Here is a 25,150-nt window from a genome sequence, read left to right as displayed (position 1 = left end):
TGCGGGAGTAGCTCAGTTGGCTAGAGCGTCAGCCTTCCAAGCTGAATGTCGCGAGTTCGAGTCTCGTTTCCCGCTCCACTGGGAGCTGAAGTACAATTCGTAATATTTACTTCATCATTACCTTAAAACCGTAAAATAGTTTTTAAGCTTCCAAATGCATTTTTATCATTGTTTTTTGCTCACGTGGCTCAGGGGTAGAGCACTTCCTTGGTAAGGAAGAGGTCGGCGGTTCAAATCCGCTCGTGAGCTCCAGTAATAATTTTGTAATATTTTTGAAAGCTTGAAAGCTATTTCAGCTGTTTTTTGGTATAATTCCAAATTCATTTTACACATTCAGTCGGAGGACACTATGGCAAAAGAAAAGTTTACGCGTAATAAACCACACGTTAACATCGGTACAATCGGTCACGTTGACCACGGTAAAACTACATTGACTGCAGCTATCACAGCGGTACTTGCAGTAACAAACGGTGCAGCGATGATGGATTACGATCAAATCGATAACGCTCCTGAAGAGCGCGAACGCGGTATTACGATCGCTACTTCACACGTTGAGTACGAAACAGATAAACGTCACTATGCACACGTAGACTGTCCTGGGCATGCCGACTATGTTAAAAACATGATTACCGGTGCTGCACAAATGGACGGAGCGATTCTTGTTGTTTCTGCAGCAGACGGCCCGATGCCACAAACTCGTGAGCACATCCTTCTTTCTAAACAAGTCGGTGTTCCGTACATCGTTGTTTTCATGAACAAAGAAGATATGGTTGATGATGAAGAACTTCTTGAACTCGTTGAGATGGAAATCCGCGAACTTCTTGATACTTATGATTTCCCGGGTGACGATACTCCAATCGTAGCCGGTTCAGCTCTTCGTGCACTTGAAGAAGCAAAAACTGGTACTCTTGGTGAGTGGTCAGCAAAAATCCAAAAGCTTATGGCTGCGGTAGACGAATATATCCCTGAGCCGGTTCGTGAAACTGATAAAGATTTCTTGATGCCTGTAGAGGACGTTTTCTCTATCTCTGGTCGTGGTACCGTTGTTACTGGTCGTATCGAGCGTGGTACAATCAAAATCGGTGAAACTATCGAGATCGTAGGTATCCGTGATACACAAACAACTACCGTAACCGGTGTTGAGATGTTCCGTAAAGAAATGGAAATGGGTGAAGCGGGTGACAACTGTGGTCTTCTTCTCCGTGGTACTAAGAAAGAAGATGTTGAGCGTGGACAAGTTCTTTGTAAACCTAAATCAATCACTCCTCACACAAAATTTGAGGCTGAGATTTACGTATTGAGCAAAGAAGAGGGTGGACGTCATACTCCATTCTTCAACGGTTACCGCCCACAATTCTACGTTCGTACAACAGACGTAACAGGTGCGATCACTTTGCAAGAAGGTACTGAGATGGTTATGCCAGGTGATAACGTAAAAATTATCGCTGAATTGATCCACCCGATCGCTATGGAAGAAGGTACTCGCTTCGCTATCCGCGAAGGTGGACGTACTGTCGGTGCTGGGGTTGTTTCTAAAATCCTTGCATAATTTTCCCCAACCCTCGCGGTTGGATTAATAAGGTAAAACATGCGTGAAAATATCCATTTAGCGTGTGAAAAGTGTACTCGTCGTAACTATCACACCACTAAAAACAAAAAAACTCATACTGAAAAATTTTCAGTTCGCAAGTTTTGTAAATTTTGCCGTGAACATACGGTTCATAAAGAAGCAAAACTTTAAGTTTTCCCCTACGGGGATTATAATACGTCAGTAGCTCTAATGGTAGAGCGCCGGATTCCAAATCCGATGGTTGGGGGTTCGAGTCCCTCCTGGCGTGCCACCCATTTTCTACTAATGATGCTTTTGAGCTTTATTCGTTGGAAATGTCCCAAGGATACATAATGAAAAACAGCCTGAATAACTATATCCACAATGCAAAAATGGAACTTGCAAAAGTCATTTTCCCGACAAAACCGCAAGTTAAACAAGCGTTTATCGCTGTCGTAGCCGTCGTTACGTTTATTGTATTGTTTTTGGCTTTGGTTGATTTCATCATGTCAGCGACCGTTTCAGCAATTTTGAGTTAAGGAAAAAACATGGCACATCGTTGGTACTCGATTCAAACTTATGCCGGTAGTGAGCGAAGCGTAAAAGCGGCTATCGAAAATATCATTGCTGAAAACCACCTCGAAGACGTCATCACGGAAGTTATCGTTCCGACCGAAGACGTTATCGAAGTTAAAAACGGAAAGAAGAAAATCTCTGAGCGTTCATTGTACTCTGGGTACGTTTTCGCAAACATGGATTTGAGTATCGATCTACAACACCGTATTCAGTCCCTTCCGAGAGTTGCCGGATTCATCGGCGAGTCGAACAAACCGACTCCTCTCAGTGATAATGACATTGCGGTTATTTTGGATCGTGTTACGAACCGTTCCGCACCGAAACCGAAAGTCTATTTTGACAACGGCGAGATGGTCCGTATTGTTGACGGACCGTTTGCCAACTTTACCGGTACGGTAGACGAATACGATCTTGAACACGGTACGTTGAAACTCAATGTTTCTATCTTCGGGCGTAGTACCCCGGTTGATATTTCATATACGCAAGTCGAAAAAATAATTTAATCTCAAAAAAAGGAAGCACAAATGGCAAAGAAAATTACGGGCTACATCAAGTTGCAAGTTCAAGCCGGTGCGGCTAACCCGGCACCTCCGGTTGGTCCTGCCCTTGGTCAACGCGGTGTAAATATTATGGAATTTTGTAAGGCGTTCAACGAGCGTACTAAAGATAAGGCAGGTTTTAAACTCCCTGTAGTTATTACGGTATATGCGGATAAAACGTTCTCATTCATCACGAAACAGCCTCCGGCTTCTGCTCTCATCATGAAAGCGGCAGGTCTTAAAAAAGGGACTGATAATCCGATGAAAAACAAAGTGGGTAAAATCACTAAAGCTCAATTGATGGAAATCGTTAAGCAAAAAATTCAAGATATGAATACAGACGACGTTGATGCAGCGGCTGCTACAATCGCCGGATCATGCCGTTCAATGGGTGTTGATATCGTAGACTAAATCTACACAACTCTTCGACCGCAAAGAGGCTAAACTCTGCGGCAGATTCTATATTATGGAGAATTAACATGGCTGGAAAACGTTATAAACAACTCAGCGAAAAGATTGATATGGCGAAAAGCTACTCGGTAGCAGACGCTTCAGTATTCGTAAAAGAACTAAAATCTGCGAAATTTGACGAAACAGTTGAAATCGCTTTGAATCTTGGTGTTGACCCTCGTCACGCCGACCAAATGATCCGTGGCGCGGTAGTGCTTCCCCACGGTACGGGTAAAGTGGTTCGTGTAGCTGTTTTCGCTAAAGGTGCGAAAGTTGACGAGGCGAAAAATGCAGGTGCTGACATCGTCGGTGCCGAAGATTTGGTTGATATGATCAAAGCAGGCGACATGCCGTTTGACATCGTAGTTGCAGCCCCTGATTGTATGGGACTTGTCGGTCAAGTAGGACGTATCCTCGGGCCAAAAGGGATGATGCCGAATCCTAAAACCGGAACCGTTACAGCTGACATCGCAAAAGCGGTCAGCAACGTCAAAGGCGGACAAGTTAATTTCCGTGTTGATAAAAAAGGTAACATCCATGCCGGTGTCGGTAAAGTAAGCTTTGAGAGTGACAAAATCGCTGAAAACATCAAAGCTTTCGTTGCTGCGATCAACCGTGCAAAACCTTCAACAGCAAAAGGGCGCTACATTAAAAATGCTGCATTGTCGTTGACAATGAGCCCTGCGATTAAATTCGATACACAAGAACTTTTGGATATCCGTTAATCGGACTATTTTGCTCTTTTCGAGCAATAAATACCGCAGCCTTCAAGGCTGCTTTATCTTATGGACTGAAGATAGTAGGGGGCCTGGCCTTAATCGGAATCATTCCGCCCCGCTTGAAGTTGTGTCTGGAAAGGAGAAATGATGAATAAAGCACAAAAATCTGAGATTGTTAATGCTCTAACGGAAGAGTTCAAAGCTTCTTCTGCAGTTATTATGTGTGACTATCGTGGTTTGGCAGTATCCGAACTCGAAGAACTCCGTAAAATTGCACGGGCAAAAGATGCTAAAGTTCAAGTGGTAAAAAATACACTTGCGACTATCGCTCTTAACAATGCTGAAATGTCAGGTATTGAAATTAAAGATACTAACATTTTTGTTTGGGGTACAGACGCAATCGCTGCTTCTAAAACCGCGGTTGATTTTGCTAAAGCGAATGATAAATTTGTTATTCGTACAGCATACATCGAAGGTGCGCCAGCAGATGAGAATAAAGTTCGTGCATTCGCTACCCTACCGGGACGCGAAGAGTTGCTTGGAATGCTCGCATCCGTTTGGATGGGACCGGTTCGCAACTTTACTATCGGACTCGATGCGCTTAAACGCAAAAAAGAAGAAACTGCAGCGTAATTGCGGCTGTTTCAATCCGTCGATAAGATTATCGGCATAAATAAAACAAAATTCTAATAGGAGAATACTATGGCTGTAACAAAAGAAGATGTTCTTGAGTTTATCTCAAACCTTTCAGTGCTTGAGCTTTCTGAGCTTGTAAAAGAATTCGAAGAAAAATTCGGAGTATCTGCTCAACCGGTAGCGGTTGCTGGTGGAGCTGTAGCTGCTGCAGGCGCTGCTGAAGAAGAAAAAACTGAATTCGACGTTATCTTGAAAGACGGTGGTGACAAAAAAATCAACGTTATTAAAGTAGTACGTGCGATGACTGGTCTTGGTCTTAAAGAGGCTAAAGATGCGGTTGAAGGTGCACCTACAACTCTTAAAGAAGGTATCTCTAAACAAGATGCTGAAGCAGCGAAAAAAGAGCTTGAAGAAGCGGGCGCTGTCGTCGAAATCAAATAATCACTTTGATCGGAGGCTTTTGCCTCCACCTCCCACAGGGCACTTTACGAAGCGGATTTTAGCTTCTTCGTAAAGTGCCCATACGTCGTTATGGACTCAAGGACGCTTGAGTCATAGACTTTGCACTTATCCCTATGGGATCAAAAACTTCGATTGAGGTAGCCTATGTTAAACACTCTTCACTCCGGAAACCGCTTACGCGTAGATTTCGCGAAAACTCCCCAACAAATTGAAGTACCGAATTTATTGCAACTTCAACAAAGTTCTTATGAATCCTTTTTGATGCTGGATCAAAAAGATCGATCTAAAAGCGGTATTGAACGCGTATTCCAGTCTGTATTCCCGATTCATGATTCACAAAACCGTCTTTCTCTTGAATATTTGGGTTCTGAAGTAGGACGTCCAAAATATACTGTACGCGAATGTATGGAACGTGGCCTTACTTATTCGGTGTCACTCCGTATGAAAACACGTCTTATGATTTGGGACCGTGACGAAAACACCAAAGAAAAAACCGGTGTCAAAGATATTAAAGAACAAACAATTTTTATCCGTGATATCCCTTTGATGACCGATCGTACGTCGTTTGTCATTAACGGTGTCGAACGTGTCGTCGTTAATCAGCTCCACCGCTCACCGGGGGTTATCTTCAAAGAAGAGGAATCAACGACTGCCGGAAGCAAAATGATTTTTACCGGTCAGATTATCCCTGACCGCGGTTCATGGCTCTATTTTGAGTATGATCCGAAAGATATCCTTTACATGCGTATCAACAAACGCCGTAAAGTTCCTGTTACCATTATGTTCCGTGCGTTGGGATACAGCAAACAGGATATCTTGAAAATGTTTTATCCGTTGCAAAAAATTCGTATCGAAAACAACAAATATTTGATGGATTTCGATCCGGAACACTTTGGCGGACGTCTGGGTTACGATCTCGTTGACAGCGAAGGGAAACTTTTGGTTGCGGCAGGCAAACGTTTGTCGGCGAAAAAAGCGGAAAAACTGATTCAAGACGGTGTAACCTCTATCCAGTACCCTGTCGAAACGTTGATTGAACGTCATTTGGCAGAGCCGATTATCGATGCATCAACCGGTGAAATCATGTTTGACACGATGACGCAGATGGATGAAACCAAGTTGAAAAAAATGACGGAAGCCGGCATTAAAGAATTTGTAATTGCAAATGACTTGGCAGAAGGGCATGACAGCGCTATCATCAATGCATTCATCGCGGATGCCGATTCGCTCAAACTTCTCAAACAAACCGAAGAGATCGAGGACGAAAACGATTTATCGGCCATCCGTATTTACAAAGTAATGCGTCCTGGCGAACCGGTTACGAAAGAAGCGGCTAAAGTATTTGTTAATCAGCTTTTCTTCGATCCTGAGCGTTATGACTTGACACGTGTCGGTCGTATGAAAATGAATCACAAGCTTGGGCTAAACGTTCCTGAATGTGTCACTGTTTTGACCAACGAAGATATCATCAACACGGTTAAATACGTCGTAAAAGTTAAAAACGGACAAGGTCACATCGACGACCGTGACCACCTCGGTAATCGTCGTATCCGTTCGATCGGTGAGTTGCTCGGCAATGAGCTTCATAACGGTCTTGTCAAAATGCAAAAAGCGATTAAAGACAAACTCAGCACGATGAGCGGACCGACTACTGAATTGATGCCTCATGATTTGATCAACTCAAAAATGATCACAAGTACGATCATGGAGTTCTTCAGCGGCGGACAATTGTCACAATTTATGGACCAAACGAATCCGTTGTCGGAAGTTACCCATAAACGTCGTCTATCGGCACTCGGGGAAGGTGGTCTTGTCAAAGAGCGTGCCGGATTTGAAGTGCGTGACGTTCACCCGACTCACTACGGCCGTATCTGTCCGATTGAGACTCCGGAGGGGCAAAACATCGGTTTGATCAATACGTTGGCAACTTATTCTAAAGTTAATGAACACGGGTTTATCGAAGCTCCTTACAACGTCGTTAAAGACGGTGTCGTAACCTCTGAAGTCGTATATTTGACAGCAACTCAGGAAGAAGGGAAAATCATCGCTGCGGCATCAAGCCGTGTGGATGAAAACGGTAACTTCTTGGATGATTTGGTTGAAATCCGTCAAGACGGCGAGATTATTCTTAAATCACCGAAAGAGTGTGAACTACGTGACTTGACTCCGCATATGGTTGTCGGTGTTGCGGCAAGCTTGATTCCGTTCTTGGAACACGATGACGCGAACCGTGCATTGATGGGATCGAACATGCAACGTCAAGCCGTTCCGTTATTGCGGCCGGAAGCGCCGATGGTCGGAACCGGGGTAGAGAAACTCGTTGCCCGTGATTCATGGGAATGTGTTAAAGCGGAACGCAGCGGTATCGTAGAAAAAGTCGATTCAAAACATGTCTATATCATGGGTGAAGACGAAGACGGAACGTTCATTGACTATTATCCGTTGCAAAAAAATCTTCGTACCAACCAAAACACGACGTTCTTGCAAAAACCGATCGTCAAACAAGGGCAAATGGTAAGCAAAGGGCAAATCATCGCCGATGGTCCGAACATGGACAAAGGTGAATTGGCTCTGGGTATCAATGCTCTTGTGGCGTTCATGCCGTGGAACGGATATAACTTCGAGGATGCGATCGTTATGTCTGAGCGCATGATCCGCGAAGATGCGTTTACTTCGGTCCATATCTATGAAAAAGAGGCGGAAGCACGTGAACTTAAACACGGTGTTGAAGAGATCACACGTGACATTCCGAACGTTCGTGACGAAGAACTCTCTCACCTTGATGATAGCGGTATCGTAAAAATCGGTACGTATGTAAAAGGGGGGATGATCCTTGTCGGTAAAGTTTCTCCGAAAGGCGAAGTAAAACCGACTCCAGAAGAGCGTTTGCTACGTGCCATCTTCGGTGAAAAAGCGGGTCACGTTGTCAACAAATCGCTTTATTGTACTCCGAGTATGGAAGGGGTCGTCGTCGACGTTAAAGTATTCACGAAAAAAGGATACGACAAAGATCCTCGCACCCTTGAACTTGAAAAACAAGAACGTGACGAACTCGAACGCGAACATTACGACCGTCTTTTGATGATCGACAAAGAAGAGATGCTCCGCATCGTATCGTTGTTGACCAAACATCCGTTGCTTAGCGATGTAAACATCAACGGAAACGAATATAAAGCGGGTGAAAACGTAAGAGCGGATGACCTTAAAGAGGTTAACCGTTTTGCGATGAATAACGTTGTTAAAGCATTCAGCGACGATATTCAAGAAAAATACAACCAAACGAAGAACCACTTCCAAAAAGAGAAGAAAAAATTCCGTGACGAACACGAAGAGAAACTCTCTATCTTGGAAAAAGACGACATTCTTCCAAACGGTGTTGTGAAATTCGTAAAAGTGTACATCGCGACAAAACGTAAACTCAAAGTCGGGGATAAAATGGCGGGACGTCACGGGAACAAAGGTATCGTCTCCACGATCGTTCCTCAAGTTGACATGCCGTACATGGCAAACGGACGTTCAGTCGACGTTTGTTTGAATCCGCTTGGGGTCCCGTCTCGTATGAACATCGGGCAAATCCTTGAAATGCACCTTGGTATGGTCGGTAAAGAACTTGGGTTCCAAATTCAAGATATTTTCGAAGCGAAACAAAAAGAGTTTATCGGTGAACTTCGTACTAAGATGATCTCTTTCGCCGATGTTGCCGGTTTGATGCACGCTGCAAAACTTCTTGGCGATATGGACGATCAAACCTTGCTCGGTTATGCACAAGACTGGTCAAAAGGGGTTAAATTCGCGACTCCGATCTTCGAAGGGGTTACCGAAGCTGAATTCGCCAAATTGTTTGAATTGGCCAAACTCGACACTGACGGTAAAATGGAATTGTACGACGGTAAAACCGGAGACAAAATGAAAGAACGTGTCAACGTCGGGTATATGTACATGCTTAAACTTCACCACTTGGTTGATGAAAAAGTGCATGCCCGTTCAACCGGACCATACTCTCTCGTTACTCAACAACCGGTTGGTGGTAAAGCGCTGTTCGGTGGACAACGTTTCGGGGAGATGGAAGTATGGGCATTGGAAGCATACGGTGCTTCTGCGGTTCTTAAAGAGATGTTGACGATCAAATCGGATGACGTCGACGGACGTGTTCGTGCCTATAAAGCGATTACGAAAGGTGAAAGCGTACCGGCATCAGGTATCCCTGAAACGCTGTTTGTATTAACCAAAGAGCTCCAATCATTGGCGCTTGATATTGAGATTTTTGACGAGGTGGATGACAATGAGTAAATTAGTACCGGTTGCCGTAACTGAAGAGAATCGCCCGACGGATATTAAACAACTGCAATTTAGACTTGCGTCTCCGGAGAGAATTCTCTCATGGAGTCACGGTGAAGTCAAAAAGCCGGAAACGATCAATTACCGAACCCTTAAACCGGAACGTGACGGGTTGTTTTGTGCCAAAATTTTCGGACCGGTTCGCGATTACGAATGTTTGTGCGGAAAATATAAAAAAATGCGCTATAAAGGTGTCATTTGTGAGAAATGTGGCGTTGAAGTCACTTCTGCAAAAGTTCGCCGTACCCGCATGGGACATATCGATCTTGTAACTCCGGTAGCGCATATCTGGTATGTCAGTTCACTTCCAAGCCGTATCGGTACGTTGCTCGGTGTGAAGATGAAAGACCTTGAACGCGTATTGTATTACGAAGCATACATCGTTAAAAGCGGCGGCGAAGCGTATTACGATGGTGAGCAAACCTCTGCCGTTTTGAAATACGACGTATTGAATGAAGAGCAATACCGTACATTGGTACAACGTTACGGAGATAGCGGTTTCTCTGCGGAAATGGGAGGACAAGCGGTTCGTGATCTTCTTGACGAACTCGACCTTGTTGATCTTTTCTCTGCATTGAAAGAAGAAGTAGCGGGGACAAACTCCGAAGCAAAACGTAAAACGATCGTCAAACGTTTGAAAGTTATCGAGTCGTTCCTGAATTCAGGGAACAATCCGGCGTGGATGATGCTAACCGCATTGCCGGTTCTTCCTCCTGAACTTCGCCCGTTGGTAAGCTTGGACGGCGGAAAATTCGCGGTATCGGATGTCAATGACCTCTATCGCCGTGTAATCAACCGTAACCAACGTCTTAAACGTCTTATCGAACTTGAAGCGCCGGAAATTATCGTACGTAACGAAAAACGTATGTTGCAAGAAGCGGTGGATGCGTTGTTCGACAACGGCCGTCGTGCAAACGCGGTTAAAGGGGCGAACAAACGTCCGTTGAAATCGCTCTCTGAGATCATCAAAGGTAAGCAAGGGCGTTTCCGTCAAAACCTTCTCGGTAAACGTGTTGACTTCTCGGGACGTTCGGTTATCGTTGTCGGACCTAACCTTCAAATGGATCAGTGCGGATTGCCGAAACAAATGGCATTGGAACTTTTCAAACCGCATTTGATCGCTAAACTTGAAGATAAAGGGTACGCGACGACCGTTAAAGCGGCGAAAAAAATGATCGAAGAAAAAACCAACGAAGTTTGGGAATGTCTTGCTGAAATCGTTGAGGGGTATCCGGTTATGCTTAACCGTGCTCCGACGCTTCACAAACTTTCGATCCAAGCGTTTCACCCGAAACTGATCGACGGTAAAGCGATCCAATTGCATCCGCTCGTTTGTGCGGCGTTCAATGCGGACTTCGACGGTGACCAAATGGCAGTTCACGTTCCATTGTCGGCTGAAGCGATTGCCGAAGCAAAAGTTTTGATGCTCTCATCTATGAACATCTTGCTTCCGGCATCGGGTAAAGCGATTGCGACCCCTTCGCAAGATATGGTCTTGGGAATCTATTATCTGACATTGGCAAAAAATGATGTCAAAGGGTCAAATAAACTGTTCAGCAATGTTGACGAGATCATGATCGCATTGGAACACAATGCCCTTGATTTGCATGCAAAAGTGCGTACTCGTGTGGATGGGCGTATGATTCATACGACCGCAGGGCGTATTATTTTGCAATCGATTCTTCCGTCTTTCGTTCCGGCGGAACTGTGGAATGTCGTGATGAAAAAGAAAAACATCTCAGCATTGGTTGATTATGTCAACAAACACGGCGGTATTGCAGTAACAGCTGGATTCTTGGATGATTTGAAAAACCTCGGTTTCAAATATGCGACGAAATCAGGTGTATCGATCTCGATCGCCGACATCATCATTCCGGAAGAAAAAGCGGGTCTGATTGTCGCTTCTAAAAACCGTGTAAAAGAGATCCAAAAGCAATTTGAAGCGGGTCTTTTGACGGAACAAGAACGCTATAACAAAATCATTGACGTCTGGACCGATACGAATAATACCGTTGCGGGCGGAATGATGGAGCTTATCCAAGGCGATAAAGACGGGTTTAACTCGATCTTTATGATGGCGGATTCTGGAGCGCGGGGTTCTGCGGCACAAATTCGTCAGCTTGCCGGTATGCGGGGACTTATGGCGAAACCGGACGGTTCGATCATCGAAACGCCGATTATCTCAAACTTTAAAGAAGGTTTGAACGTTCTTGAGTACTTTATTTCAACCCACGGTGCCCGTAAAGGTCTTGCGGATACCGCGTTGAAAACAGCGAATGCGGGTTATTTGACCCGTAAACTTGTCGACGTTGCCCAAAACGTAAAAATCGTTGAGCACGACTGCGGAACCCATGAGGGGATCGAGTTGACCGATATTTCTGTCGGTAATGAATTGATCGAGCCACTCGAAGACCGTATTTACGGCCGTGTATTGGCAGAAGATGCGATTGATCCGATTACGAATGAGATCCTTTACTCTGAGGGGACGTTGATCGATGAGATCAAAGCATCGAAAATTGTCGAAGCCGGAATCAAGTCGGTTCAAATCCGTACTCCGACAACGTGTAAATCCGAAGGGGGAATTTGTGCCCTTTGTTACGGGGTTAACCTCGGCAGCGGCGGAATCGTACGTAAAGGGGAAGCGGTCGGTATTATCGCGGCTCAATCGATCGGGGAACCGGGTACACAGTTGACACTTCGTACCTTCCACGTCGGGGGAACTGCATCAAGTACCCGTGAAGAGCGTCAGGTTGTTGCGACAAAAGAAGGTTTTATCCGTTATTACAACATGAAAACCTACCTTTCAAAAGAGGGGAAACAAATCGTTGCAAATCGACGTAATGCGGCAATCCTTTTGGTTGAACCGAAAATCAAAGCTCCGTTTAACGGAACCGTTGAGATTCAAACAATCCATGACGAGGTGATCGTCAGCGTTAAAGGTGAAAGCCAAACCGTTCGCTATACGCTCCGTAAAAACGAAGTGGCAAAACCGAACGAACTTGCCGGTGTCAGCGGTAAAATCGAAGGTAAATTCTACCTTCCGTACGAAAATGGCACTGCGGTAAAAGCGGATGAGTCGATCGTCGAAACGATTAAAGACGGTTGGAACGTTCCGAACCGTATCCCGTATGCGTCTGAGATTCAAGTGAAAGACGGTGCACCGATCACGCAGAAAATTTACGCTAAAGAGAAAGGGGTAGTCAAGTATTACCTCCTTAAAGGCGATTATCTTGAGCGCCATTACGAAGTGGCTAAAGGGTACAGCGTTGAAGAGAAAGGGTTGTTCGCCGTTGTCGCCGACAGCGAAGAGCGCGAAGCGATCCGTCACTATATTGCGCGCGGCTCGATCATCGAAACAGCGGACAATGAAGCGGTAAAAGCGGATACATTGATCGCAAAACCTCAAAAAGAGGAGTCGATTGTTATCGCTGAGTGGGATCCGTATTCGAATCCGATCATCTCTGAAACTGATGGTGTCATCACATTTGAAGACATTATCCCGGGTGTTACTGCGTCAGAACAGTTCGACGAGTTGACTGGGAAAACCCGTTTGATGATCAACGAATACGTTGCGCCGGAATTCAAACCGGCGATCGTCCTTGCTTCCAGCGACGGATCGATCATCCGTTACTCGGTTGAGCCGAAAACAGCGATTTTCGCACAAGACCGGGCGGAAGTAAAAGTAGCCGATATCTTGGCACGTACACCGAAAGCGCTTCAAAAATCGCGCGATATCACCGGGGGTCTTCCACGGGTATCGGAACTCTTCGAAGCACGTAAACCGAAAGAAGTAGCGTTGATCGCAGAACTCGACGGGGTTGTCAGCTTCGGTAAACCGTTGCGCGGTAAAGAGCGTATTTTAATTACGTCAGAGAATGGAATGGTCAAAGAGTACTTTGTCGATAAAGCATTGGCAGTTCTGGTTCACCCGGGAGAGTTCGTTCACGCCGGTGAGCGTTTGACGGATGGTATCATCAGCTCACACGAGATTTTGAGAATTTTGGGTGTCAAAGCATTGTATAACTATCTTGTCAGTGAAGTTCAGCAAGTTTACCGCCGTCAAGGGGTTAGCATCGCGGACAAACACATCGAAGTTATCTTTACTCAGATGTTGCGCCAAATCAAAATCCTCCGTTCAGGGGATACGAAATTCATCGAGGGCGATATCGTTTCTAAAGCGCAGTTCAAAGTCGAGAATGAAAAAATCCTCCGCCTCGGCGGTGAACCTGCAATCGCTGAGCCGTACCTTGTCGGTATCACCCGTGCAGCGGTCAGTGCAGACTCGATCATCTCGGCGGCATCGTTCCAAGATACCACAAAAGTCTTGACCGAAGCGGCAGTAGCGGCGAAAATTGACGACTTGACCGATCTTAAAGAGAACGTCATTATCGGTCGTACGATTCCGGTCGGTACCGGGATTTATAAAGACCAAACGATTATGTTTAACGAATAATCGGTTCTACCTCTGCGGAGGCAGACCGATTTCCCCCTTTTATCTTCAATTAAAACTTCCTTAAAATAAGCTCAAATTAAACAAAAATTGGATACCATTGCGCGTTTATTAGTCCCCTCGTCATGAGCGGATTATATATTCTACTGGAACAATTCAACAAAGGAGATTGTGTGCCAACAATCAACCAACTTATTCGTAAAGAGCGACAAGCGGTAGTGAAAAAATCAAAATCACCCGCTTTGGTGTCATGCCCACAACGTCGTGGTGTATGTACTCGTGTATATACTACAACCCCTAAAAAACCGAACTCGGCGCTTCGTAAAGTTGCTAAAGTTCGTTTGACTTCAGGGTTTGAAGTTATTAGTTATATCGGTGGTGAGGGTCACAACTTGCAAGAGCACTCTATCGTTCTTGTTCGTGGTGGTCGTGTAAAAGACTTACCGGGGGTTAAATACCATATCGTACGTGGTGCTCTCGATACAGCGGGTGTTAAAGACCGTAAAGTATCTCGTTCTAAATACGGAACGAAAAAAGCTAAGGCTAAAAAATAATCAACTAGTCTGACAAGATTCGGTTTCTGATGACCGTATTTTGAGTAAATGAAATAACATTGAAGGAAACATTATGAGAAGAAGAAAAGCGCCCGTTCGCGAAATTATGCCTGACCCGGTTCATGGTTCAAAAGTATTGACGAAATTCATCAATAAAATCATGTGGGACGGTAAAAAAAGTACCGCTGAGAAAATCATGTACGGTGCATTGGATATCATGGGTTCACGTGGTGAAAAAACAGGTATCGAAGTATTCAACGCTGCGATTGAGAACATCAAACCAGTTATCGAAGTAAAAAGCCGCCGTGTGGGTGGAGCGACCTACCAAGTTCCAGTAGAAGTTCGTCCTGTACGCCAACTTTCTCTTGCTATCCGCTGGTTAACCGATGCGGCACGCAAACGTAACGAGCGCACTATGGCAGAGCGTTTGGCAAATGAGTTATCAGATGCTGCAAACGACAAAGGTACAGCGTTCAAAAAGAAAGAAGATACTTACAAAATGGCTGAAGCGAATAAAGCGTTCGCTCACTATCGCTGGTAAGATTATCGTAACCCTTTGATAACCCTCTCGGGTTATCATTTTCCAATCCACTATAAACTCTATTAAGGGCTATTATCATGGCAAGATCCCATAAACTTGAAGACGTAAGAAACATCGGTATCGCCGCTCACATCGACGCGGGTAAAACGACAACAACGGAACGTATTTTGTTCTACACCGGTGTATCACATAAAATCGGTGAGGTTCACGAAGGTGCTGCAACCATGGACTGGATGGAGCAAGAGCAAGAGCGCGGTATTACGATCACATCGGCGGCGACAACGTGTGAATGGGCCGGAAAACAGATCAATATTATTGATACTCCGGGTCACGTTGACTTCACCATCGAAGTTGAGCGTTCTATGCGTGTACTTGACGGTGCCGTAGCGGTATTTTGTGCGGTTGGAGGTGTTCAACCACAATCGGAAACCGTATGGCGTCAAGCAAACCGTTACGGTGTACCCCGTATCGTTTATGTTAATAAAATGGACCGTATCGGTGCCGATTTTTACAACGTAGAGAGCCAAATTACCGATCGTTTGAAAGCGAATCCGGTACCTATTCAACTTCCTATCGGACAAGAAGATGCGTTTAAAGGGGTTATCGACCTCGTAAAAATGAAAGCGATCGTATGGGATGATGATGCGGCAATGGGTTCAAACTACCGTGAGGAAGAGATTCCGGCCGATTTGATGGACAAAGCCGAAGAGTACCGTGCCAAAATGATGGAAGCGGCTGCTGAGGGTGACGATTCATTGATGGAAAAATTCTTCGAAGAGGGTGAACTCACCAACGAAGAGATTATTCGAGGTATCAAAGCGGGTTGTTTGAAAATGGAAATCATCCCGATGGTATGCGGAACATCGTTCAAAAACAAAGGGGTACAAACTCTTCTTGACGCCGTTGTCGCGTATCTCCCGTCTCCGCTTGAAGTAGCACAAATCCGTGGTACCAAAGAAGAAGACGAAGAGGTTGAAGTTGTAGTAAACTCTACCGACGATGAGCCGTTTGCCGGTTTGGCGTTCAAAATTATGACCGACCCGTTTGTCGGACAATTGACATTCGTACGTATGTACCGTGGTGTTCTTGAGTCAGGTTCATACGCGATCAATACCACCAAAGGTAAAAAAGAGCGTATCGGCCGTCTTTTGAAAATGCACGCGAATAAACGTGAAGAGATTAAAGCCCTTTACGCAGGGGAAATCGGTGCGGTTGTCGGTCTTAAAGACACCACTACCGGAGATACATTGTGTGATGACAAAGATCGCGTGATCTTGGAGCGTATGCACTTCCCTGAGCCGGTTATTTCGGTTGCGGTTGAGCCGAAAACCAAAGCGGACCAAGAAAAAATGGGTATCGCACTCGGTAAATTGGCTGCGGAAGATCCATCGTTCCGTGTTCATACCGATGAAGAAACGGGTCAAACCATTATTTCGGGTATGGGTGAGCTTCACCTTGAGATCCTTGTTGACCGTATGTTCCGTGAATTTAAAGTTGAAGCGGAAGTGGGAGCTCCACAAGTTGCATACCGTGAAGCAATCCGTAACGAAGTTAACCAAGAGTACAAATACGCGAAACAATCAGGTGGACGCGGACAATTCGGTCACATCTACATCCGTGTTAAGCCGGGTGAAGCGGGTACAGGTTACACCTTTAAAAATGAGATCAAAGGTGGGGTTATTCCAAAAGAGTACATTCCTGCGGTTGAAAAAGGGTGTCAAGAAGCAATGCAAAAAGGTGTTCTTGCCGGTTATCCGATCGAAGATATCGAAGTTGCATTGTACGACGGTTCATACCATGAGGTCGACTCTTCTGAGATGGCGTTTAAATTGGCTGCATCTATGGGATTCAAAGAGGCTGCACGTAAAGCAAGCCCGGCGATCCTTGAGCCGTTGATGAAAGTTGAAGTTGAAGTTCCTGAAAACTTCATGGGTGACGTTATCGGTGACCTTAACCGCCGCCGCGGACAAGTTAACAACATGGGTGACCGTTCAGGTAACAAAATCGTTAACGCATTCGTACCGTTGTCTGAAATGTTCGGTTACTCAACTGACCTTCGTTCAGCGACACAAGGACGTGCAAGTTACTCTATGGAATTCGATCACTACGAAGAAGTTCCACGTAACGTTGCCGAAGAGATCATCAAAAAGCGTAACAGCTAAGAGAGTTTCTTACTTCTCTCCCTTCGGGGAGATTTTCTTCTTTTTACTTAACAATCCACGAATTTTCTATCAACAGTCGATCGTCACTGTAAACCCGTCCGATAAATGTATCACCAATAGTATAAGTACTGACCCCTTTAGGTGTTCCGCTCATGATGATATCCCCGTCTTCGAAGCTCATGAACGTCTTGATCTCTTCGATGATTTGAAGCGGTTTGTAGATCATCAGCTCATAGGTCGCTTCCTGTGTCAATACACCGTTAATATGCAGCGTCATCCGTAAGGATTCCAATGACGCGTTAAATGGGATGAAAGGGCTTAAAACGGCCGAACCGTCAAATCCTTTGGCACGTTCCCACGGCAGACCTTTGGATTTAAGATGATTTTGCAATTGTGCTTTGGTCAAATCGAATCCGAAACCGATTCCGGCGATCTCTCCGTCCATAATTAGAAAACAGATTTCCCCTTCGAATCGGGTATCATGGGTAATAAAATGGAGGGTGTCGGTGATCGCAGAGTTGGGTTTGTTGAAGACGACCATGGAAGCGGGGATTTCATTCCCAAGCTCGTAGATATGTTCGACATAGTTGCGTCCGATACAGACGATCTTGGACGGAATGATATCCGTGTTATTGAATCTGACAGTCTGCATGAAAAGAACTCCATTGGGGAAGCTCGTACTCTTCGGGTCTGCCCTGCAAGATCAAAGAAGGGCGATATCCCCCTTTATACGCCAGACTTTGGCATTGTTCGACGTAATAGCCCAGATAGACCCATTTGAGCCCTAAGCGTTGCGTAAGGGCGATTTGTTCGAGCAAGGTATAGCGCCCTAAGGATTGGGCACTGTATTCGGGATCATAGTAGCAATACAATGCACTGATCCCCTCTTCTAATATGTCGACCAAATCGACGGCGATCAGTTTTTCCCTTTCGAAATAGAGGATTTCATAACCGAAATCGCCATGCCCCTGAACGAAAGAGGCGTAATAGTTTTTCGGATCGACTTTAGGGGCGTCCCAAGAGCGGGTATGGTGCTTGTAGGTGTGGTAACGGTCAAAGAGGTTAAGATGTTCCCGTGTCAGAGTAGGGTGGCGTACAATGGTCGTCAGATGGCTGTTTTTACGCAAGACACGACGTTCGGATTTGCTAAAAATATAATGCTGCACATCGATTTTGAGACTTTCGCACGCTTTGCACTCGGAACAGATCGGGCGAAAATACATCGATCCGAATCGTCTCCAACCGCGTAGAATCAAGGCTTCGCAATCGGACGTAGAGCACTCTTGTATGATTTTATAATGAATGCTTTGGGAATTTCCGTCGATATAGGCGCAAGGTTCGTGTAATGCACACTCTTTAATTATGTTCATAAGAGAGATTTTTCCATAAATTTCGTAAAATAATGCTGTAATGCGCACGGGAGAAAAAAATGCAAGAATGGATACACAAACATAAACGAGGACTTTCGATCGGGCTTGGGATTGTGTTGATACTGATTGCATTGGGGATGGTATTTTGGGATAATACCGGAACGCCGGTTGTGAGCGAAGAAGAGGCCTATGCCCAAAAAGTGGAAGCGATGGAAGCGCGGATGAGCGGCGGGGCAGTGAGTCCTTCCAAAAAAGCGGAAGAAAGCCCTATCATGAAAGCGTATCGGGAGAAGCAGGCAGAGCACCTGCGCTATACCCTCATCGTTATTATCATCGCCGGAATCGGATTTTTAATCTATGGGCTGATATCGAAAAAAAGGGAGTGATTATTCCCCGTCCTTGCGGCTTAGAGCGATGAGAACCCCTTCGATCATCTCATCGATATCCCCGTCGAGAATATTGCTGATATTGGAGTAAGGGATACCCGAGCGGGTGTCTTTGACCTGTTGGTACGGTGCCAACACGTATGAGCGGATCTGATGTCCCCATCCGTTTTCACTTTTCTCGATACCATCGACGGCAGCCTGTTTTTTCTCCATTTCAAGCTCATACAATCGGCTTTTTAACATTTTAAACGCGGTCGCTTTGTTCTTGTGCTGTGAACGGTCGTTTTGGCATTGTACGACGATACCGGTCGGGATATGGGTGATACGGATCGCTGATTCGGTTTTATTGACGTGTTGTCCTCCCGCACCGGAAGCGCGATAGGTATCCAAACGGATATCTTTGTCTTCGATTTCGATCTCGATATCATCGTCGAGTTCCGGAGAGATCATGACCGAGGTGAAACTGGTATGGCGTTTCGCCGCCGAATCGTATGGACTGATACGTACCAGACGGTGGATACCGTTTTCATTTTTGAGGTAGCCGTAGACATTGATCCCCTTGATCAAAAGGGCGGCGTCTTTGATCCCCGCCTCTTCGCCCGCTTGATAGTCGAGCATCTCTACGGTGAAATCATGGCGTTCCGCCCAGCGGGTATACATACGTAGCAGCATGGAAGCCCAGTCTTGGGACTCTGTCCCTCCGGCACCCGGATGAATCGTAACAATCGCATTGAGACTGTCGTGTTCACCGCTGAGGAGAACTTCGATCTCCATCGATTTGACCTGGTTTTCAAGCTTTGGAGCGTCTGCGAAAAGGGAATCTACCGTTTCATCGTCTCCTTCGTCTTTTGCCATTTCATACAGATCGGCGGCGTCGCCCAGAGCGTTGAATGTTTTAGAGTATTTGGCAAGACGGCGCTCTAGCTGAGTCTTCTCTTTTTGAATAACTCCCGCAGCCGCTGCGTCATTCCAAAACCCGTCCGAGTTTTCGAGCTCTTCAATCGCGCTCAACCGTGCGCTGATTTCATCGGGGCGGACGACGTCGGTGACATTTTGCATCTTGACGGTCAGGGTTTTCAGTAATTCGGTATATTCGTAGTGGTCCACGCATTTATTCCTGGAGTGTTATTTAATTATGAATAAGTCTATTATAATTGCGATTATATTCTAAAGAGGCTAAAACAATGATTATCGCAAGGTCGGCAACGGAACTTCGTGACGCGCTGAAAGGGAAGACCGGATCGGTAGGATTCGTCCCGACGATGGGCGCACTGCATATCGGGCATCGGAGTTTGGTAGAAGCCGCACGTGGCAATAACGATACAGTTGTCGTATCGATCTTCGTCAATCCGACACAGTTCCTGCCGGGAGAAGACCTCTCGAAATACCCGCGCCGTGAAGAGGCCGATTTTAAAATCTGTGAGCTCAGCGGGGTGGATATCCTTTTTTATCCCGATGTGAGCGCTATGTACGGAGACGATGAAGTACGGATTATAGCTCCGGATGTACGAGGCTACATTCTAGAAGGAGTGTCACGTCCGGGCCATTTTGACGGAGTGCTGACCGTCGTTATGAAACTGTTGAATCTGGTACGTCCGACACGTGCCTATTTCGGGAAAAAAGATGCGCAGCAGCTCGCACTGATTACCCAGATGGTGGAAAACCTGTTTATGGGCGTCGAGATCGTACCGATGGAGACGGTGCGGGAAAAAGACGGGCTGGCCCTCTCCTCGCGCAATGTCTATTTGAGCGTGGAAGAGCGTACCGAGGCGCTTAAACTCTCTGCCGCATTGAAGTGCTCGACAAACATGGTGATGCAGGGGACACTGGATGTTGTGCCGATCCAAAAAGCGATGATGGATATTTTGGCTCCGCTGGAGGTAGAATATGCCGCGGTCGTCAACCGACGGTTCGAATCCCTTTCGCATGTGGTGATCGGGGATACGATCGTTTTGGTCGCGGCACGTGTAGGCTCTACCCGACTCATTGACAACGTGTGGATGTAAGATGCGCATTTGGATTGCGGCAGCCGTTGCGGGGATAGTGCTTGGAGGATGTACTCCGAAAATGGGAGAAGACATCATGATCGAGCCGGTCGGAAATGTCCGGCTAGAAAATAGCGGTGCCGATGTGATGTTCGGTGTTTTGGCACTGTTAGGTGCTCCCGTCGATAAGGGGGAAATCCGTATCGGGACGGATTTAAAAGTGATCAATAAATGGCACAGCGGTCTCAAAATCGTTTCCCTTACCTATCGCTTAAGTGATGAGAAAGAGGAAGTGGCTCATGGAGAAGTAAAGGCCAGCGAGAAAGAGCCGATCCTGATCGAATCGGGAGAGACGAAGACGGTACCTCTGGTATTGAAAATCGATCCGACAATGTTGAAGAACGGTTCCCGTCTAATCGGAACCTTCCGTCCGGAGCACAAGTGGTTTGTCAAAGCCGATGCGGTGATCGAGGTGTGGGGAATCCAGAAACACTATCTGATCGAAAAAGAGGCGACAAAAGTGATCCAAAAAGCCCTTAAAGGTGTGGCGGCGGCGTAGGAGCCTCTTCGGCGGCACTTACGGCTGCCGGATCGGGAGTCAGATATTTTTCTTCGATCATCATATCGACGATCCCTTTGAAAACGGGAACGGCTGTGATCGAAGCGAAATAGACGGTTTTCGGGTTAATGACGGTGATCCCGATCGTATATTTGTGTTTGTGGTCATTGGCGAATCCGATAAACGACGTGTGATAACTGTTGAGGTATCCGCCGTTTTTCGCGATGTGTGCCGTTCCGGTTTTCCCGCCGACTTCCAAGCCGGGGGTTTTGGCGATGGTTCCCGTCCCTTCGTTGACGGTTTTAATCAATATCTGTTTCATCCGTTCCGCCGTTGCCGGGGAGATAACCTGTATCGGGCTTTGAACCTGCATCGGGATAATCCGTCCGTTATCATCATTCAGAGCTTCGACGACCATCGGGTTGACCAGTTTTCCGCCGTTGTTAAAGACATTGAACGCTTTGACAAGCTGCATCGCGTTTGCCCGCATCCCGTATCCGTAAGCGGTGATCGCTTTGTACAGATAGTTGTTGAGTTGCGTCGATGAAGGGACGGACCCCCGTTTTTCATACGGCAGATCGATACCGCTGAAATGGGTGAAACCGAATCGTTTGAGCCCTTCGGTGTACTCTACGCCGTTCAGTTTTTGGGCGAGTTGCGCGATCCCGATATTGGAAGAGTGGACAATGACGTCTTCGGCACTGATCATGCTAAAGGGGTGTTCGTCGACAATTGTTTTTCGTCCCATTGTGAAGCGTCCGTTGTGCCCGTTGACCATATCGTAGGGGTTGATAAGCCCTTTGTCGAGCATGATCGCAAAGATGATCGGTTTGATAACCGATCCCGGCTCATAGCTGTATTCGATGGCATTGGTATTGAGCGAAGGGTAATCCTCCCGCCGGATATGGTTGGGTTCGAAGCGGTTTGAGCTGGCCAGTGCGATAATTTTTCCGCTTTTAGACTCCATGACGGTTGCGATGATTTCATCGGCCTGTAATTGTTCTTTGATCTTGTCGGTGATGGTTTCGACGCGTGCCTGAAGGGCAATCGGGATGTTGAGTTTAACGGTCAGACCATTGATTTGGCGTTTTACGTCGCTTTGTTTATTGAGAATCAGATAGCCGTTAACGTCGCGCAGCGCTTTTTGAGTTTTATTTTGCTGAGGATTGAGCTCTTCGTCAAAAAACTTCTCCAACCCCTTGATTCCGTATACACGGGTATACCCTTCTTCTTCGATTTTACGCGGGTATCCGAGCAGCGGTGTAAGAAGTTTGCCGTAAGGGTACTCACGTGCTTCGCCGCTTTCGATGACATTCAGACCCTGCAAAATACGGTTGCCGTCAGGTGTTTCATACTCGACAAAAACTCCTAAACGGCGTAATTCGAAGGCAAGTGTTTTAAGATACATCGCCTCTTTTTGGCTGATATGGTAGCTGAGGGTAACCGAGCCTTTGCGGGTATGGAGGCGTTGGCGTATTTCAGAAGGGTCGATGCCGCTGTAGATACTGAAAAGCTGGATGAAAAGTTCCTCTTTCCCGGGATCGATATTACGGGTATTGACGACCGCTTTATACAGCTTTTGGGTCGTAGCGATGTGGTATCCGTCGGCACTTATGATGGAGCCACGCTGTGCTTTGGCACTCTCTTCGGAGTAGATAGAGGGGATGTCGCGATGATGTACGGCGGTATAGAACATCACCATTATGAAAATGGCAAATCCCGACATCAGAACGAGAAATAGGGCAAGTATCTTTTTCGATTTATTGGAATGGCGCATACGAAGAGGCTAAATCACATTTGCGTTCGAGTGATTTCTTTGTATGCACTAAGCGCTTTATTTCGTACTTCCAGCATCAGCTTCATGCTGATTTCGGCTTTATCGATGGCAATCGCCGCTTGGTGAAGGTCTTTGACCGATCCGGTGGCGATATCGCTCATCGCTTTTTCACCGTCTACCTGCATTTGATTGACATTGCCCAAAGCACTTTTAAGCTCTTCCGCAAAATCGGTTTTTCCCGTTTCACCCGCTCCGCTTTTTTTGCTGCCAAGCAGATCGGCGGTTGAGAGAGATTTTATCGATTGAATATCGGCCATAACGGGTTATCCTTCTTAGGCTTGTAAAATTGATATGGCATTGGTCGCCATGGTTTTAGAACTTTCAAACGCTGCGACGTTCGCTTGGTATGAACGAGTTGCTTCGACTAAATCGGCCATTTCGACGACAGGATTAATATTAGGGTAGGCAACGTATCCGTTTGCATCCGCGTCGGGATGGGAAGGATCGTATTTCATCTTCGGCGCTTTATCGTCGCGGGTGATTTTATCGACGACGACGCTCATAATCGCCGGATTGGGTTTGAGCCCTTCGAGTCCTTCTTTTAATGGATCGCTATAACCCAATGCGGAGGTATCCTGTGCTAATGCCTGATTGTAAGCTTTATTGAAATCGATGGCTTTAAAAACGACTTCCTGACGGCGATACGGCCCTCCTTCGTCGGTTCGGGTGGTCTGCGCATTGGCGATGTTGGAACTGATCGTATTGACGCGGACGCGTTGAGCCGATAATCCGTATCCACTGATGTCAAAACTGTTTAAAAATGCCATGATTTAATCCTTACGACGTTTTGCCGGAAGCGTCGATGACGCTTTTAAAAATAGCCGAATCTTTCTTGAGGGCGGCAGTGATGGCGTTGAACATTGTCGAGTTTTTGGCCATTTCCGTCGTCTCGACATCCAAATCAACGCTGTTGCCGTCGTTGCGTGCCATGTGTCCGTCCCGAAAGAAAGTCGATGCTTTGGTACTGCTTTGGGTATCTCCTCCGCTGAGATGGGCACCGTCGGTACGGGTCATTTCAAGCGTTTGCGATTTGTCCGCAAAGATAGTCGCACTTTTTTGTGCCAGTACATCTTCAAAACGGATGTCACGGGGACGATAAAACGGAGTGTCGGCATTTGCGATATTACCGGCGATCATATCCTGACGTGCGGCACGATAGTCGAGTGCGCTTTGCATCAAATCGTGTGCACGCGAGATATTGATTCCCATTTGAGTCCCCTTTCATCCGTTTGCTTACGGATCAATAAGCAATTAATATTCCAATTCCCTTTTATCGTACTCTTGTACAAAGAACGATATACTTCTACAAATTATACAGTATAAGCCCGAAAATGCCTGATAAAAAATTATTTCTTTTGACAACCGCATTGATTACGATAGGAATTATTTGTTCGTATACGCTTTCAGCATATACCGTTATCTTATTTGAATACAACGACTTTCACTTCGTTCTGCGCGAGTTGATCGTGGGTATTATTTCGATTTTGCTGATGTGGGGATTGGCACAGCTTAATCCCGATATCTGGCTGCATCGCCTGGGTTTGGGCCTTTTTTTCGGCGGAATTGTGCTAATGCTTGTCATGCCGTTTCTCCCGGCATCGCTGGTCAGCGAAGTAGGGGGAGCCAAACGGTGGATACGGTTGTTCGGATTTTCACTCGCTCCGGTGGAGTTTTTCAAAATAGGATTCGTCTATTTTTTGGCATGGAGCTTTTCACGGAAACTGGGGCATCATGCCAATATCGGAGTGACCGAAGAGTTTAAACGGTTTCTCCCGTATGCGGCGGTTTTCATCGTAATTATGTTTTTGATCGCTTTTTTGCAAAACGACTTGGGGCAGGTTATCGTATTGGCGTTAACCCTTGCATTTCTTCTGTTTTTCGCCGGAAGCAGTTTTCGGTTTTTTATGACGCTTATAGGTGGTTCCGTCGCTTTTTTCCTCTTTTTTATTCTAACGTCCGAACACCGGATCAACCGGATTTTGTCCTGGTGGAGATCGGAAGAGCACACGTCTGAACTCCAGTCACATTCCTTTATCT

The 25,150-nt window shown here is 46.1% G+C and carries 23 protein-coding genes and 3 tRNA genes; 19 read left to right on the top strand and 7 right to left on the bottom strand.

The features are described from left to right. Position 1 precedes the first annotated feature (1 nt). The 16 genes from Q0389_RS07730 to fusA all read left to right on the top strand — a co-directional run bounded on the left by Q0389_RS07730 (position 2) and on the right by fusA (position 16,976). Positions 2-78, top strand: a tRNA-Gly gene (locus tag Q0389_RS07730). 99 nt (positions 79-177) lie between these two features. After that, positions 178-252: transfer RNA gene (locus Q0389_RS07725), tRNA-Thr, on the top strand. Between the two features lie 97 nt (positions 253-349). After that, a complete protein-coding gene (gene tuf, locus Q0389_RS07720; RefSeq protein ID WP_298693289.1) occupies positions 350-1,549 on the top strand; it encodes an elongation factor Tu in 1,200 nt (399 codons plus the stop codon). A 39-nt stretch (positions 1,550-1,588) separates the two neighbouring features. Next, the gene (gene rpmG, locus Q0389_RS07715) at positions 1,589-1,741 is read left to right on the top strand and encodes a 50S ribosomal protein L33 (RefSeq protein WP_013461134.1); all 153 of its coding nucleotides are present in this window, start codon (positions 1,589-1,591) and stop codon (positions 1,739-1,741) included. Positions 1,742-1,765: 24 nt separating this feature from the next. Then, positions 1,766-1,841, top strand: a tRNA-Trp gene (locus Q0389_RS07710). Between the two features lie 61 nt (positions 1,842-1,902). After that, on the top strand, positions 1,903-2,088 hold the full coding sequence (gene secE, locus Q0389_RS07705) for a preprotein translocase subunit SecE (protein ID WP_298693288.1): 186 nt from the start codon (positions 1,903-1,905) through the stop codon (positions 2,086-2,088). Between the two features lie 9 nt (positions 2,089-2,097). After that, on the top strand, positions 2,098-2,628 hold the full coding sequence (gene nusG, locus Q0389_RS07700; RefSeq protein WP_298693287.1) for a transcription termination/antitermination protein NusG: 531 nt from the start codon (positions 2,098-2,100) through the stop codon (positions 2,626-2,628). Positions 2,629-2,649: 21 nt separating this feature from the next. Continuing rightward, complete coding sequence (rplK, locus tag Q0389_RS07695; RefSeq protein WP_013461131.1) at positions 2,650-3,075, top strand: 50S ribosomal protein L11; 426 nt, start codon at positions 2,650-2,652, stop codon at positions 3,073-3,075. A 68-nt stretch (positions 3,076-3,143) separates the two neighbouring features. After that, positions 3,144-3,839, top strand: coding sequence for a 50S ribosomal protein L1 (gene rplA / locus Q0389_RS07690; protein ID WP_298693286.1), 696 nt, complete (start codon positions 3,144-3,146; stop codon positions 3,837-3,839). Between the two features lie 141 nt (positions 3,840-3,980). After that, positions 3,981-4,466, top strand: a complete 486-nt coding sequence (gene rplJ / locus Q0389_RS07685; protein WP_298693285.1) for a 50S ribosomal protein L10 — start codon at positions 3,981-3,983, stop codon at positions 4,464-4,466. 69 nt (positions 4,467-4,535) lie between these two features. Beyond that, the gene (gene rplL, locus Q0389_RS07680) at positions 4,536-4,910 is read left to right on the top strand and encodes a 50S ribosomal protein L7/L12 (RefSeq protein WP_298693284.1); all 375 of its coding nucleotides are present in this window, start codon (positions 4,536-4,538) and stop codon (positions 4,908-4,910) included. Between the two features lie 165 nt (positions 4,911-5,075). Beyond that, positions 5,076-9,221 (top strand): DNA-directed RNA polymerase subunit beta, encoded by a 4,146-nt coding sequence (gene rpoB, locus Q0389_RS07675; RefSeq protein ID WP_298693282.1) that lies wholly within the window; start codon positions 5,076-5,078, stop codon positions 9,219-9,221. After that, complete coding sequence (gene rpoC / locus Q0389_RS07670) at positions 9,214-13,722, top strand: DNA-directed RNA polymerase subunit beta' (RefSeq protein WP_298693281.1); 4,509 nt, start codon at positions 9,214-9,216, stop codon at positions 13,720-13,722. Before rpoB ends, rpoC begins: the two co-directional genes overlap by 8 nt. Positions 13,723-13,892: 170 nt before the next feature. Continuing rightward, a complete protein-coding gene (rpsL, locus tag Q0389_RS07665) occupies positions 13,893-14,273 on the top strand; it encodes a 30S ribosomal protein S12 (RefSeq protein ID WP_013461125.1) in 381 nt (126 codons plus the stop codon). A 73-nt stretch (positions 14,274-14,346) separates the two neighbouring features. Continuing rightward, a complete protein-coding gene (gene rpsG, locus Q0389_RS07660; RefSeq protein WP_013461124.1) occupies positions 14,347-14,814 on the top strand; it encodes a 30S ribosomal protein S7 in 468 nt (155 codons plus the stop codon). 77 nt (positions 14,815-14,891) lie between these two features. Then, positions 14,892-16,976 (top strand): elongation factor G, encoded by a 2,085-nt coding sequence (gene fusA / locus Q0389_RS07655; RefSeq protein WP_298693280.1) that lies wholly within the window; start codon positions 14,892-14,894, stop codon positions 16,974-16,976. Positions 16,977-17,019: 43 nt separating this feature from the next. Here the strand turns inward: fusA and Q0389_RS07650 are convergent, their stop codons facing one another. Next, the gene (locus tag Q0389_RS07650; protein WP_298693279.1) at positions 17,020-17,628 is read right to left on the bottom strand and encodes a fumarylacetoacetate hydrolase family protein; all 609 of its coding nucleotides are present in this window, start codon (positions 17,626-17,628) and stop codon (positions 17,020-17,022) included. Continuing rightward, the gene (locus Q0389_RS07645) at positions 17,606-18,346 is read right to left on the bottom strand and encodes an arginyltransferase (protein WP_298693278.1); all 741 of its coding nucleotides are present in this window, start codon (positions 18,344-18,346) and stop codon (positions 17,606-17,608) included. Before Q0389_RS07645 ends, Q0389_RS07650 begins: the two co-directional genes overlap by 23 nt. Positions 18,347-18,405: 59 nt before the next feature. Between Q0389_RS07645 and Q0389_RS07640 the strand changes: the two genes are divergently transcribed. Continuing rightward, complete coding sequence (locus tag Q0389_RS07640; RefSeq protein WP_298693276.1) at positions 18,406-18,732, top strand: hypothetical protein; 327 nt, start codon at positions 18,406-18,408, stop codon at positions 18,730-18,732. Here Q0389_RS07640 and prfB read toward each other — a convergent pair whose 3' ends face one another. Further along, positions 18,733-19,839 carry a peptide chain release factor 2 gene (gene prfB / locus Q0389_RS07635; RefSeq protein ID WP_298693275.1) on the bottom strand — a complete coding sequence of 369 codons (1,107 nt, stop codon included), beginning with the start codon at positions 19,837-19,839 and terminating at the stop codon, positions 18,733-18,735. It lies immediately after the preceding gene. A 77-nt stretch (positions 19,840-19,916) separates the two neighbouring features. On the opposite strand from prfB, the gene panC reads away from it, so the two are divergent. Both panC and Q0389_RS07625 read left to right on the top strand, forming a co-directional pair. Continuing rightward, positions 19,917-20,738, top strand: a complete 822-nt coding sequence (gene panC, locus Q0389_RS07630) for a pantoate--beta-alanine ligase (RefSeq protein WP_298693274.1) — start codon at positions 19,917-19,919, stop codon at positions 20,736-20,738. Position 20,739: 1 nt separating this feature from the next. Continuing rightward, positions 20,740-21,276 (top strand): hypothetical protein, encoded by a 537-nt coding sequence (locus Q0389_RS07625; RefSeq protein ID WP_298693273.1) that lies wholly within the window; start codon positions 20,740-20,742, stop codon positions 21,274-21,276. On the opposite strand, the gene Q0389_RS07620 is transcribed toward Q0389_RS07625, so the two are convergent. The 4 genes from Q0389_RS07620 to flgB are packed head-to-tail and all read right to left on the bottom strand — an operon-like array spanning position 21,254 to position 24,322. Then, positions 21,254-23,053 carry a penicillin-binding protein 2 gene (locus Q0389_RS07620; protein ID WP_298693272.1) on the bottom strand — a complete coding sequence of 600 codons (1,800 nt, stop codon included), beginning with the start codon at positions 23,051-23,053 and terminating at the stop codon, positions 21,254-21,256. The genes Q0389_RS07625 and Q0389_RS07620 overlap by 23 nt on opposite strands. Positions 23,054-23,067: 14 nt before the next feature. Beyond that, the gene (gene fliE / locus Q0389_RS07615; protein WP_298693271.1) at positions 23,068-23,370 is read right to left on the bottom strand and encodes a flagellar hook-basal body complex protein FliE; all 303 of its coding nucleotides are present in this window, start codon (positions 23,368-23,370) and stop codon (positions 23,068-23,070) included. A gap of 15 nt (positions 23,371-23,385) precedes the next feature. Continuing rightward, positions 23,386-23,880, bottom strand: a complete 495-nt coding sequence (flgC, locus tag Q0389_RS07610) for a flagellar basal body rod protein FlgC (protein ID WP_298693270.1) — start codon at positions 23,878-23,880, stop codon at positions 23,386-23,388. Positions 23,881-23,890: 10 nt separating this feature from the next. Next, positions 23,891-24,322 carry a flagellar basal body rod protein FlgB gene (gene flgB, locus Q0389_RS07605; protein ID WP_298693268.1) on the bottom strand — a complete coding sequence of 144 codons (432 nt, stop codon included), beginning with the start codon at positions 24,320-24,322 and terminating at the stop codon, positions 23,891-23,893. Positions 24,323-25,150: the final 828 nt, after the last annotated feature.

The organism is uncultured Sulfuricurvum sp. (assembly GCF_937936435.1).
In the GTDB taxonomy this organism is placed as follows: Bacteria; Campylobacterota; Campylobacteria; order Campylobacterales; family Sulfurimonadaceae; genus Sulfuricurvum.
This window is presented reverse-complemented; position numbering and strand designations above follow the sequence as displayed.